The sequence below is a fragment of the Thiobacillus sp. SCN 63-57 genome (genome assembly GCF_001725555.1).
In the GTDB taxonomy this organism is placed as follows: domain Bacteria; phylum Pseudomonadota; class Gammaproteobacteria; order Burkholderiales; family Thiobacillaceae; genus Thiobacillus.
In genome coordinates, this window is the sequence record NZ_MEGP01000020.1 from 117443 (window position 1) to 130032 (window position 12590).

Here is a 12590-nt window from a genome sequence, read left to right on the forward strand (position 1 = left end):
GAAAATATGTGAAGTCCGGCCAATCAGTTCGGTTGCCTGGGGTCGGGGCCATACTCGTTCGTGCCCGGCTGTCCGGCCAGAAGCATCAGTATCAGCACGATGATCGATCCGACGAAGGGGATGAGGCCGATCAGAAGCCACCAGCCGCTTCGGCCTGTGTCGTGCAGTCTGCGCACGCCGACGGCGATGCTCTGGATCAGGATGCCCAGCAGGAAAATTCCACCGAGAAGACCCAGTTCAGTTTTTTTCGAATAGGTGCCGATGAGGGAATCCAGCAGGCCGAGAAGAAAGGCGATCACAATGACGAACAGGAAAAAGAACCAGTATTCCTTGCGCCGGGCGCGGCCATTGAACGAAAAACTCTTGATGACTTTGATGAACCATTCCATTTTTATTCTCCCCTGGTTGAAAACTGATTATGGTTGAGGCGGTTCTCCCATCAACGGCCGCATCGCAGTGAGCAGGCTGTTGAAGATACGCGGATGATGTTTTTCCTGTTCGGCCAGCATCTGTTTCATCGCGTAGCGCTGCTGCGGCTTGGCGAAGCAGGCCGGGCAGTTCTCGAAGATCACCGGCAGGCCGGAATCGGCGGCGAAGGCGCGGGTCTGGCGTTCGCGCGCGTAGGCGAACGGCCGGATGATGCGCAGGTCGCCGGCGTCGTTGAGATAGTGCGGCGACATGGTCCTCAGCTTGCCGCCGAACAGCATCGACATCATCAGCGTCTCGGCGAGGTCGTCGAGATGTTGCGCCAGCGCGATGACGTTGCAGCCCTGTTCGCGCGCGACGCGGTAGAGAATGCCGCGCCGCATGCGCGAGCAGTAGGCGCAGTACGAGTCGCTGTCCTTGGTCAGCGTCTTCTGCGCCTCTTCCAGGATGGGCTGCGATTCGAGGAAGTAGGGCACGCCGAGTGCGGCCATGTAGGGCGTGAGCGGCGAGGGATCGAACTGGTCGGACTGCGGGTCGACCGTGCAGGCGAGCAGCTCGAATTTCACTGGCGCCTTCTGTTGCAGATGGTGCAGGGTATGCAGCAGCGACAGCGAATCCTTGCCACCCGACAGACCCAGCAGGATGCGGTCGCCTTCACGGATCATGCGGAAGTCGCCGATGGCGCGGCCGGCCGCGGTGAGCAGCGAGCGCGCGGGTTTCACCCAGCCGGTCGGCGTGTCCTGGCTCATGCGGAAAACTGCAGCGCGTGCAGCTGCGCGTAACGGCCCTGTCGGGCGATCAGGTCGGCATGGCTGCCGATTTCGACGATGCGACCGCCTTCCAGCACGACAATCCGGTCGGCGCGTTCGATGGTGGACAGGCGATGCGCGATGACCAGCGTGGTGCGGTTTTCCATCAGCGCTTCGAGCGCGGCCTGGACGTGGCGTTCGGATTCGTTGTCCAGCGCCGAGGTGGCCTCGTCGAGGATCAGCAGCGGTGCGTTCTTCAGGATGGCGCGTGCGATGGCGATGCGTTGGCGCTGGCCGCCGGACAGCCGCATGCCGTTCTCGCCGATCAGCGTGTCGAGGCCGTCGGGCATGGCCTGGATGAAGTCCCAGGCATGCGCGGCGACGCAGGCGGTGCGGATCTCGTCGGCCGTGGCGTCGCGTTTGTGGCCGTAGGCGATGTTGTGCGCCAGCGTGTCGTTGAACAGCACGACGTCCTGCGACACCAGGGCGATGTGGCTGCGCAGGTTCTGCAGGCGGATGTCGCGGACGTCGATGCCGTCGAGCTGGATCGAGCCGGCATCCGGGTCATAGAAGCGCGGCACCAGATTGGCCAGCGTGGTCTTGCCCGAGCCCGACGCGCCGACCAGCGCCACCGTCTCTCCAGGGGCGATGTCGAGCGAGATGCCGGCCAGCGCCGGTGTGGTCTTGCCGGGATAGGTCAGTGCCACGTCGCGCAGCGCCAGCCGGCCCTCGATGCGCTCGAGCGTACGCGTGCCGCTGTCGCGCTCGGCGTCCTCGTCGAGCATGGTGAAGATGGTCTCGGCCGCAGCCAGCCCGCGCTGCAGCTGGTCGTTGACCGAGGTGAGCCGCTTCAGTGGCGCGAACAGTAGCAGCATCGCCATGAAGAAGGCCACGAAGCCGCCTACCGTGGTGGCGTTGTCGCTCGCCTGGTCGGCGGCGATGTAGACGATGATGGCGAGCGCGATGGCGGCGATCAGCTGGATCACGGGTTCGTACACCGCGTTGGCGGCGACGCGCTTCATCTCGAACAGCCGCGCCAGATTGGCCGCCTCGCGGAAGCGCGTCTGCTCGTAGGCCTCGCCGCCATAGAGCTTGACCACGCGGTGTCCGCCCACCGCCTCGTCGACCACCTGGGTGAGGTCGCCGATGTTCTGCTGCGCCTTGCGCGACAGGCCGCGCAGTCGTTTGCTGGCGACGCGCACCACCCACAGCGTGAGCGGCACCAGCGCGAACACGATCAGCGTGAGCTGCCAGTTCAGCCACAGCAGGTAGCCGAGCAGCCCCAGCACCGTCACCGTGTCGCGCACCAGCGTGGTGAGCGAGCTGGTGGCCGACTGAGTGACCTGGGTAACGTTGAAGGCCAGATGCGCGATCAGCTGGCCGCTCGGGTTCTGGTCGAAGTAGCGCGTCGGCAGCGTCATCAGCTTGTCGAACATGGTGGCGCGCAGATCCATCACCAGGCGGCTGCCGACCCAGGCCATGCAATAGGTGCTGACGAAGCTGGTAACGCCGCGCACCAGGAACAGCGCCAGCAGCAGGATCGGAATCCAGCGGATGAAATCCTGGTCCTTGGCGACGAAGCCCTTGTCCAGCAGCGGCTTGAACAAGGCAGGCAGCACCGGCTCGGTGGCGGCGGTGAGGACCAGCGCGACGAGGGACAGCGCGAACATGCGCCAATACGGCTTGACATAGCCGAGCAGGCGGCCATAGAGCGCGCGACTCTTGTGCCCTTCAGGGGAGTCGGGAGCGGGCGTCATAGCAGCAACAGGGTGGCGAGCCCAAGCAAGATGACGAAGCCCAGGCTGTCCGGGATGACGGTGAGCCGTCCCGACGCGCCGATGGCCGGATCGTGCTTCACGCGTTCCTGAATCATATGCTGCGGCGGGTTTTCGGGGTTTTCGGTCATGGGCGGATAGTGAAAAGCCCCGCGATTGTAACGCGCCATGGTTCGCAGGCGTCGATTCTGCCGGGATGGGAGCCTCCGGTTCGGGTCCCCGGCGAGACGGCATTTTGTCGCCCATTCGCAGTCCGAAGCGGTGCCTTGAACGAGTCGTCGAGCGTAGAATACGCGCCATGTCGGAACCCATCGATCAGCGCCCGCGCGCGCAGAACCAGTTGGAGCAGCACCTCAGCGAGGTGCAGTTGCTGCTCGCGCGCCAGCGGCGCGTCGAAGCCCTGGTGCAGAAGCAGGACATGCCGCGCCACGAACTGGTCGAAGGCCTGGTGCACCGGCAGCATCTGGTCGAGCTGCACAACCTGCTGCGGCGCCTGTCGGCCGGCGAGATCGCGCGGGTCATCGAGGCCTTGTCGGAGGAAGATCGGCTCGCCGCCTGGCGGGAGGTCGAGGAAAACCGCTGCGAACTGGTCCTGGAAATCGTGTCGGACGACGTGCGTGCCGAACTACTGGGCGCGCGTCCCCACAGTAGCGCGCGCAACATGCTCTCGGCCTTCGAATTGAAGAACGGCCGGCTGAGCCAGGTGCGCATCGACAGCCGCGCCGACTTGGCCAACGTCAACCCGATGTGGGTCGACCTCGTCGCCCCCTCGGCTAGCGTGCGCGCCTGGGTGGGCGAGTTCTTCGAGCTTTACCTGCCCGACCCGGAAGAAGTCACCGACATCGAGGAAAGCGCGCGCTTCTATATCGACGACAACGATGCGGTGCACATGAGCTCGAACTTCCTGCTCGACAAGCAGGGCGATTCGCGCAACGTCCCGGTGGCCTTCATCCTCCACCGCAACATCCTGTTCTCGGTCCGCAACGAGGAGCTGCCGGTGTTCCGCCTGCAGCGCCTGCGCGCCCGCACCCAGCCCGGCTATGTCTCCGACGGCAAGGACGTCCTGCTCGACCTCTATGGCGCCGACGTCGAATACTCGGCCGACGCACTCGAAGACGTCTACGCCGAATTCGAGCGCGTCGGCCGCCAAGTGCTGTCGCCGCAGGTCAGCGACGACGAAGCCGCCGAGATCCTGTCCGAAATCGCCAAGGGCGAAGACCTCAACGGCCGCATCCGCCGCAACGTCCTCGACACCCGCCGCGCGCTCTCCTTCCTGATGCGCGGCCGCCTGCTGTCGTCCGACCAGCATGAGGATACCCGCCAGATCCTGCGCGACATCGAATCGCTCGACGGCCACACGTCCTTCCTCTTCAACAAGATCAACTTCCTGATGGACGCCACCGTCGGCTTCATCAACATCAACCAGAACAAGCGCGTGTCCATGTCCGAATTCTCGATGATGACAGCCGGCATCCCGTGGCCGATCTCCTACGGCGCATTCACGCTGGCGATGGGCGCGCTCGGTTTCGGCACCTATCACGCACTGCGCCATCTCGAACAGCGCAAGGCCCAGCAGACGCTTGTGGCGCGGCAGCGGAAGGAAGGCTGAGAGCGGAGCCTTTACGGATATTCGTTTCAATCAGAACGTCCGTTTTGAAAAAGTACTGGGTTCGGTAGACGGCTCAAATCGACCCTAAGCGGAAGTTAGTCCGTTATCTGATTACGACTTCTCTCGAGTCGTAAGCCGACGTTCAACGTAGAGGTGAGGGGCGGCCGGAGCGCGAAGCGCGGAGGGAACTAACCAGCGCAGCTGGTTGGCCGTCCCTCTCGACCGCCGGGTTGGGCAAGCGGCTCATTTACCTGCCCCTGCTTTGAAAATTCCCTGCTTGTCTAGGCGTTGGACCATAGAGGTGATTTTCTCAGCCGAGCACTCTTGCCACCCGATCTGTGGGCAAAAGGATTCTGCGCGTTTTAGATATTGTTGTGCCTCTTGAGTAGCGCCACGTTTTTGCGCCAGGGCAGCAAGCCGCGCGTATGAGAGCGCAGAGTCTGCGGCAAGTATTTTTTCAGTGAAAAGTTCATTAGGGCGAGCTTTTCTCTTCTCGATTAGGGCAAGGAAGGTATGAATTGCCTCTTCACGAGTGGCATCTGTACCCTCGGACAATTGGGTTTCCACATGCGCTGCATAGTACTCAAATTCGGCCATATCAAATGCCTCGGCGGTTGCTTTGTTGATTCCGGTGCCAAAGTAAAAGCCAGCGCCAAGACCAACTGCCATGACCAAAAGATAAGAGGCGATGCGTAGAAGGGTTTTCATGATGCCCAACAGTTAATATACGGACGCCAACGTCCGTATAACATTATTATTTAGGGCGCTCATCATGGCTCCTATCCTCCTGATTCTTAATCATTTTCGTTTTTCTCAGGTTGATCGTCTCTTTTTGAGGGGTAAGCAGACGGCAAAATGGACTAGGCAAATGTCAGTTTCTGGCCGAATAGAGACAATTGGTTTGTGTCTCCAGAAACAGAAAACGCTCAGATTCTTTCGAGCAATTTCGAATTAATTCGACTCAGCGCGGCACCTGCGCACTCCCCATATACCGACTGATGACCGCCACCCGTCGCTGATATGCACGCGAGCTGCGATGGTTCTCGTACCAGCGCGGGTTGGGCACCATGGCGGCCAGGCGGGCGGCCTGGTCGCGGCCGAGGTTGGCGGCGGAGATCTTGTAATAGCGGCGGGCGGCGGCGGAGATCTTGTAATAGCGGCGGGCGGCGGCTTCGGCGCCGTAGATGCCATTGCCCCATTCAATGACGTTGAGGTAGACCTCGAGGATGCGGCGCTTGCTCCAGGTGGCTTCGATCATGAGCGTGATCACGGCTTCCTGGCCCTTGCGGATGAAGCTGCGCTCGCCGGAGAGGAACAGGTTCTTGGCCAGTTGCTGGCTGATGGTGGAGCCGCCGGCGACGAGGCGGCCTTTCTTCAGGTTTTTCTCGACTGCTACTTGGATGCCCTCCACGTCGAAACCTTCGTGGGTGAGGAATTTGGCGTCCTCGGCGGCGACGATGGCACGCTTCAGGTGGATGGAGATGCGGTCGTAGGGCACCCACTTGTGGCGCAGTTCGGCATCGGGGTTCTTCTCCTGCTGGCGCGCCAGGCCCGCTTCCATGAAGGAGGTCATGCTTGGGTTGTGATCGATCCACCACAGCACATGGGCAAACAGCCACAGCTGATACAGCAGGATCAGCACGACCGCGGCGGCAAGGGCCTTGCCGATCCAGCCGAACAGTTTTTTCATCATGCTGTGCGCAGGGCCGCGATGACGGGGGCGGTGTCGGGGCGCACGCCGCGCCACAGATGGAACGCTTCGGCCGCCTGCTCCACCAGCATGCCGAGGCCATCGGCGGTGCGCGCGCCGTGCGTGCGGGCGAAGTCGAGGAAGGGCGTGTCGCGCCCGTACATCATGTCGTAGGCCATCGTGTCCGGGGTGAACACGCGCGGCGACAGCGGTGGCAGGTCGCCGGCGAGGCTGGCGGCGGTGGCGTTGATGACGAGGTCGAATGGCGTGTCGGCCGCGTCGAAGCCGCAGGCGCGGACGCCGCGGCCGAACAGCTCGGCGAGTTCCTCGGCGCGACTGACGGTGCGGTTGGCAATGACGAGCGCCGCGGGCTGCTGGTCGAGCAGCGGTTCGATCACGCCGCGCGCCGCGCCGCCGGCGCCAAGCAGCAGAACGCGTTTGCCGACGATCGTGCAGTGCAGGTTGCGCGTGAGATCGGCGACCAGCCCGGCGCCGTCGGTGTTGTCGCCAAGGATGCCGTCGGCATCGAAGTTCAGTGTGTTGACCGCGCCGGCGCGCTGCGCGCGCGGACTCAGACGGCTGGCAAGTCTGAAGGCTTCTTCCTTGAATGGCACAGTGACGTTGGCGCCGCGCCCGCCTGCCGCGATGAAGGCCGCGACGCTGTCCGCAAAGCCATCGAGCGGCGCGAGGATGGCTTCGTACGTCATGTCCTGGCCGGTCTGGCGGGCAAACGCGGTGTGGATCTGCGGGGATTTGGAGTGGGCAATCGGGTGCCCGAATACGGCGTAACGGTCGGTCATGGCGGCCGTATTTTATCCGCTCAACCGGCGGCCAGGCGTTTTTGTATGGACTGCCGTGTCAGCCTTGTGTCCAGGGCAGGATTCTGTGTTTCCAGCCGTTGAGTTCGTTGCGATGGCCGGTGGCCTTGTTGAGTTCGCCTTCGATGCCTTCCAGCACGTTGTAGCAACTGCCGCGTCCGGCGTCGGCGCAGGCTGCGGCGGCACGATGCGAACGTTCGCCGCTGCGGCAGATGAAGAACAGCAGGGATTCCGGATCGGTGGTCTGGGCCAGTTGAGTCAGAAAATGGGGATTGAAGACCCAGCCGGGCCAGGATTGCCATTCGACATGCAACGCCCCGGGAATGACGCCATTGAGTTCGAGTTCTGCATGGGAACGTACATCGATCAGGCGGGTTCCAGGGGCGATCTGCAGCAATTCGTACGCTTCGTGCGGCAATAGTGCGCCGGCAAATGGCCAGACATTCACCTGGCTACGATGATGGGCGGTGTCGAGCAATTCGGTGATGCGTCCCATGGCGGTGTCCTTTTATTTATTGTCGATTCAGTATATGAAACCCCCTGCCCGATGCAATTTGCACCATGTTGGTGCGCATATTTGCTTTTTCGCCTTATTTTGGTGCGACAGGGAAAATGATTGCGCACTATCCCCTGGCTTGAGCCTTATGGCACAATGGCTGGCGCTCGATTTTGGGTATGGCACGGTTGCTGCTAACACTTTGTTCTGTGTGACGTTTTGTGTGGCGGATTTGGGCTACATGCAACGTCGTAATTCAATTCATTTCAGTTTGAGGAGATTCAGCATGGCCGTGGCCAATGTGATCAAGATGATTAAGGACGGCGAAGTGAAATTCGTCGATCTGCGCTTTACGGATACACGCGGCAAGGAGCAGCACGTTTCGATTCCTGCCCGCATCGTGACTGAAGACTGGTTCGAAGACGGCCATCCGTTCGACGGTTCCTCGATCGCCGGCTGGAAAGGCATCCAGGCGTCCGACATGCTGTTGAAGGCCGATCCCGATTCGGCCTACATGGATCCCTTCTTCGACGAGCCCACGCTGATCCTGACCTGCGACGTGATCGAGCCGTCCGACGGCAAGGGCTACGAGCGCGACCCGCGTTCGGTGGCCAAGCGCGCCGAGGCCTACCTGAAGTCGACCGGCATCGCGGATACCGCGTACTTCGGCCCCGAGCCCGAGTTCTTCATTTTCGATTCCATCACCTGGCACGACAACATGTCGGGCTGCGGCGTGCAGATCAATTCCGAGGAAGCGTCCTGGTCGTCCGCCGAGAAATTCGAGAACGGCAACACCGGCCACCGTCCCGGCATCAAGGGCGGTTATTTCCCTGTTCCCCCGGTCGACAGCCTGCAGGACATCCGTGCCGCCATGGTGCTGGCGCTGGAAGAAGCCGGCATTCCGGTCGAAGTGTTCCACCACGAAGTGGCGACCGCCGGCCAGTGCGAAATCGGTACCGTATTCAGCACACTGACCAAGCGTGCCGACTGGACCCAGACCCTGAAGTACATCGTGCAGAACGTCGCCCACGCCTACGGCAAGACCGCGACCTTCATGCCCAAGCCCATCGTCGGTGACAACGGTTCCGGCATGCACGTGCACCAGTCGCTGTGGAAAGACGGCAAGAACCTGTTCGCGGGCAACGGCTACGCCGGCCTGTCCGAAATGTGCCTGTACTACATCGGCGGCATCATCAAGCACGCCAAGGCGCTGAACGCGATCACCAACCCGTCGACCAACTCGTACAAGCGCCTGGTGCCCGGCTTCGAGGCGCCCGTGATGCTGGCCTACTCGGCCCGCAACCGTTCGGCTTCGATCCGCATTCCGATCGCTGCCAGCGAGAAGGCCCGCCGCATCGAGACCCGCTTCCCGGACCCCACCGCCAATCCGTATCTGTGCTTCGCTGCGCTGATGATGGCCGGCCTCGACGGCATCCAGAACAAGATCCACCCCGGCGACCCGTCGGACAAGGATCTGTACGACCTGCCGCCGGAAGAGGATGCCAAGATTCCGAAGGTCTGCCACAGCCTGGAAATGGCGCTGGACGAACTCGACAAGGATCGCGAGTTCCTGACCCGCGGCGGTGTGTTCACCAATGACATGATCGACGCCTACATCACACTGAAGATGGAGGAAGTCACCAAGTTCCGCATGACGACCCACCCGGTTGAGTTCGCGATGTATTACTCGCTGTAAACACGGGACGTGTGCAAATAATAGGGCGGCTTCGGCCGCCCTTTTTTATGGCACGCCTTCAGGCTGAGCTATTCCGGGATCAAGATTGGCCGGCCGGTGTCCGTTAGCAAACGGGTACGCTACACTCAGCCCTATGTCCATCGCCCGTCTGCCCTTCCTTCTGTGCCTGATACTGGCTGCGCCTGCGCAGGCGGAAATCTACAAGTACGTCGATGAAAACGGCCAGGTGACATTTACCGACGTCTACAAGAAAGGCGCCAAGCGTGTCGACCTGCCCGGTGCGCCGACACAGCTGCCAGCCAGAAATAAAGCGCCGAGACGGGCCGCCTATACACCCAGCCCGGCGGATTTTCCGCGTATCGATCCGGGCACCCAGAAACGGCGCGACGATATCCGGCGCCAGGTGCTGCAGGATGAACTGTCGAGCGAACGCCGCAATGCCGATGAAGCGCGCCGTCAGCTGACGTTGGGCGAGCGCCTGCAGCCGGGCGAACGGGCAACCGACGCCACCTACCTCGATCGCGTAAGCAAGTTGCGGACAACGGTGCAGCAACACGATCAGAACGTCACTTCCATCCAGCGCGAGCTGGCCAATCTGAAGTAAGTCGCGCGTCCGGGCACTTGATGCGCCGAAGCGCCCACCAGGCTCCATGCCGCAAGGCGTAGGCCGCGGCTCCAAAGACGCGAGGCGCCAAGAACCACGCTCCACCCGCAAGGAGTAGGCCGTGGTTCTAAAGAAGCTGAAGCTTCAACAACCACGCTCTGGCACAATCAGTGCTTCTACTGAGTGCATGAGCATGCCGCCGTTTTCGCCCACCGATTATTCAGGACTGGATTATCTCTCCACCGGCACCATGATTCTGGATGCCGGGCACCGCATCCTGTATGTCAATCCTGCAGCCGAGACCTTGCTGGGCATATCCGGCGTCCTGTTGCTTGGGGATGACGCCATGTCGGTGTTCGAGCGCAGCCCCGAGTTGCTTGCTGCGGTCCAGACGGCATGTGCCCAGCAGGAAACCGTCATCGAATATGAACTCGACGTGGTGGTGAGCGGTCATCCGCCAATCCGGCTCAGCTGCAGCGTGTCGCCGCTGGACAAGCCTGAGGACGCCGTGCTGATCGAAATGCGCGCGGTCGATCCGCATCTTCGTATCGCCCGGCTGGAACAGGCGCGCCTGCAACAGGAAGCCAACCGCGAACTGCTGCGCAACCTCGCGCATGAAATCAAGAATCCGCTCGGCGGCATCCGCGGCGCGGCACAACTGCTGGAACACGAGTTGCCGCGCGAATCCCTGCGTGAATACACCCAGGTCATCATCAAGGAATCCGATCGCTTGCAGTCGCTGATGGAGCGGCTGCTTACTCCCCACCGCATGCCCCGTTTTGGTGCGGTGAATATTCACGAAGTCCTGGAGCGGGTCCGCAGCCTGATCCTGGCGGAAACCCCGAGCATGTCGCTCCGCCGCGACTACGATATCAGCCTGCCGGAAATCCGGGCCGATGCCGAACAGCTGATTCAAGCGACGCTCAATATCGCACGCAATGCCGTGCAAGCGATGCATGGCCAGGGTGAGATCATTTTCAGGACCCGCGTGGCGCGGCAGATCACGCTGGAAAGCCGGCGCTACCAGCTCGGCATGCGCGTCGAGATCATCGATAACGGCCCGGGCATACCCGAAGACATCCGCGAACAGATCTTCTTTCCGCTGGTGTCCGGACGCGAAGGCGGCAGCGGACTCGGGCTTGCCGTTGCACAGACGCTGGTCGCGCAAAACCACGGCACCATCGATTGCGAAAGCCGTCCCGGCTGTACCACCTTCTCCATTTTTCTTCCTTTGCCTGGCTGAACACTATGTCGAAATCAAGCTGCGTCTGGATCATTGACGACGACCGCTCCATCCGCTGGGTCCTTGAAAAAGCCCTGTTGCGCGAAGATATCGCGTGCATGACCTTCAGTTCGGGCAGCGATGCGTTGCGTGAACTGGAACGCAGCACGCCCGCCGCTGTGTTGTCCGACATCCGCATGCCGGGGGTGAGCGGCCTGGAATTGCTGCAGGCGCTGAAGGAGCGGCTGCCCAAGGTACCTGTCATCATCATGACGGCGTATTCCGATCTCGACAGCGCGGTGGCGGCTTTCCAGGGCGGCGCGTTCGAATACCTGCCCAAGCCTTTCGACGTCGACCAGGCGCTCGAACTGGTACGCCGCGCACTGGCGGAAAATGCCAGCCGTGACGTGCCTGCCAGCAGCGATGTCCCGATGCCGGAAATCCTCGGGCAGGCGCCTGCCATGCAGGAGGTGTTCCGTGCCATCGGACGACTGGCGCATTCGCATGCCACCGTGTTGATCACCGGCGAATCGGGCAGCGGCAAGGAGTTGGTGGCGCGTGCGCTGCATCGCCATAGCCCGCGTGCTGGCGCGCCGTTCATCGCGTTGAATACTGCGGCCATCCCGCGGGATTTGCTGGAGTCGGAACTCTTCGGTCACGAGCGCGGTGCCTTCACGGGCGCGGCCGCGCAGCGGCGCGGCCGCTTCGAGCAAGCTGACGGTGGCACGCTGTTTCTGGACGAGATCGGAGACATGCCGGCCGAATTGCAAACCCGTTTGCTGCGCGTGCTGGCCGACGGGCAGTTCTATCGTGTCGGCGGTCATACGCCGATCAAGGTCAATGTGCGGGTGATCGCCGCAACCCACCAGGATCTGGAAGTACGGGTGCGTGAAGGATTGTTTCGCGAAGATCTGTTCCACCGCCTCAACGTGATCCGCCTGCGCCTGCCGGCGCTGCGCGAGCGGCGTGAAGACATCCCGCTGCTGGTACGCCATTTCATGCAGAAAAGCGCGCGCGAACTGGGGATGGAAACCAAGGGCGTGTCGGACGCAGCTATGAAGACGCTGGTCAATCTGCCCTGGAGCGGCAACGTGCGCCAGCTCGAGAACGTCAGTCATTATCTGACCGTGATGGCGCCCGGCCAGGTGGTTGAGGTCGGGGATTTGCCGGCCGACCTGATGCAGGGGACGGTCGAGTCAAGCGGCGGCGACTGGCTGCAGGGGCTGGCCGCTGAAGCCGGCGCGCGGCTGGCACGCGGTGAGGCGGCGATTCTGGATGAGCTTACCCAGGCGTACGAGAAAACGCTGATCGAAGTGGCGCTGCGCCACACCGGCGGGCGTCGCATCGAAGCGGCGCACCTGCTTGGCTGGGGCCGCAACACGCTGACGCGGAAAATCCACGAACTGGGGATGGATGCGGAATCCGACGTCGACGAATCCAAGTAGTCGTCGCGTGCAAGGCCGCTTTCGCGCAACAAAAAAGCCGACCTCGGTCGGCTTTTTTGT

The 12590-nt window shown here is 62.1% G+C and carries 13 protein-coding genes; 5 read left to right on the top strand and 8 right to left on the bottom strand.

Going from position 1 to position 12590, the window contains the following annotated elements:
- Window positions 1–23 precede the first annotated feature (23 nt).
- The 4 genes from ABT23_RS09215 to ABT23_RS09230 are packed head-to-tail and all read right to left on the bottom strand — an operon-like array spanning window position 24 to window position 3081.
- Complete coding sequence (locus ABT23_RS09215; protein ID WP_296634014.1) at window positions 24–389, bottom strand: DUF805 domain-containing protein; 366 nt, start codon at window positions 387–389, stop codon at window positions 24–26.
- 27 nt (window positions 390–416) lie between these two features.
- A complete protein-coding gene (locus ABT23_RS09220) occupies window positions 417–1175 on the bottom strand; it encodes an ATP-binding protein (RefSeq protein ID WP_296634017.1) in 759 nt (252 codons plus the stop codon).
- Window positions 1172–2932: a lipid A export permease/ATP-binding protein MsbA gene (gene msbA, locus ABT23_RS09225; protein ID WP_296634019.1), complete on the bottom strand. Its 1761-nt coding sequence runs from the start codon at window positions 2930–2932 to the stop codon at window positions 1172–1174. The genes ABT23_RS09220 and msbA overlap by 4 nt, the downstream gene beginning before the upstream one ends.
- Window positions 2929–3081, bottom strand: coding sequence for a hypothetical protein (locus ABT23_RS09230; protein ID WP_296634022.1), 153 nt, complete (start codon window positions 3079–3081; stop codon window positions 2929–2931). Before ABT23_RS09230 ends, msbA begins: the two co-directional genes overlap by 4 nt.
- A gap of 167 nt (window positions 3082–3248) precedes the next feature.
- Here ABT23_RS09230 and ABT23_RS09235 point away from each other — a divergent pair, with 167 nt between their 5' ends.
- Window positions 3249–4559, top strand: a complete 1311-nt coding sequence (locus ABT23_RS09235; RefSeq protein WP_296634025.1) for a CorA family divalent cation transporter — start codon at window positions 3249–3251, stop codon at window positions 4557–4559.
- Between the two features lie 243 nt (window positions 4560–4802).
- Here ABT23_RS09235 and ABT23_RS09240 read toward each other — a convergent pair whose 3' ends face one another.
- From ABT23_RS09240 to ABT23_RS09255, 4 genes are all read right to left on the bottom strand, one after another.
- Window positions 4803–5267 carry a hypothetical protein gene (locus tag ABT23_RS09240; protein ID WP_296634027.1) on the bottom strand — a complete coding sequence of 155 codons (465 nt, stop codon included), beginning with the start codon at window positions 5265–5267 and terminating at the stop codon, window positions 4803–4805.
- Window positions 5268–5520: 253 nt separating this feature from the next.
- Window positions 5521–6249, bottom strand: coding sequence for a monofunctional biosynthetic peptidoglycan transglycosylase (gene mtgA, locus ABT23_RS09245; RefSeq protein ID WP_296634210.1), 729 nt, complete (start codon window positions 6247–6249; stop codon window positions 5521–5523).
- The gene (gene aroE / locus ABT23_RS09250; protein WP_296634030.1) at window positions 6249–7049 is read right to left on the bottom strand and encodes a shikimate dehydrogenase; all 801 of its coding nucleotides are present in this window, start codon (window positions 7047–7049) and stop codon (window positions 6249–6251) included. The genes mtgA and aroE overlap by 1 nt, the downstream gene beginning before the upstream one ends.
- A gap of 58 nt (window positions 7050–7107) precedes the next feature.
- Window positions 7108–7563, bottom strand: a complete 456-nt coding sequence (locus tag ABT23_RS09255; RefSeq protein WP_296634033.1) for a rhodanese-like domain-containing protein — start codon at window positions 7561–7563, stop codon at window positions 7108–7110.
- Between the two features lie 286 nt (window positions 7564–7849).
- On the opposite strand from ABT23_RS09255, the gene glnA reads away from it, so the two are divergent.
- The 4 genes from glnA (at window position 7850) to ntrC (ending at window position 12530) form a co-directional block, all read left to right on the top strand.
- Entirely contained in the window at window positions 7850–9259 is a 1410-nt protein-coding gene (gene glnA / locus ABT23_RS09260) for a type I glutamate--ammonia ligase (protein WP_296634036.1), read from the top strand.
- 133 nt (window positions 9260–9392) lie between these two features.
- Window positions 9393–9863 carry a DUF4124 domain-containing protein gene (locus tag ABT23_RS09265; RefSeq protein WP_296634039.1) on the top strand — a complete coding sequence of 157 codons (471 nt, stop codon included), beginning with the start codon at window positions 9393–9395 and terminating at the stop codon, window positions 9861–9863.
- Window positions 9864–10050: 187 nt separating this feature from the next.
- A complete protein-coding gene (gene glnL, locus ABT23_RS09270; RefSeq protein WP_296634042.1) occupies window positions 10051–11106 on the top strand; it encodes a nitrogen regulation protein NR(II) in 1056 nt (351 codons plus the stop codon).
- Between the two features lie 5 nt (window positions 11107–11111).
- Window positions 11112–12530, top strand: coding sequence for a nitrogen regulation protein NR(I) (ntrC, locus tag ABT23_RS09275; RefSeq protein ID WP_296634046.1), 1419 nt, complete (start codon window positions 11112–11114; stop codon window positions 12528–12530).
- The last annotated feature ends 60 nt before the right edge of the window (window positions 12531–12590 follow it).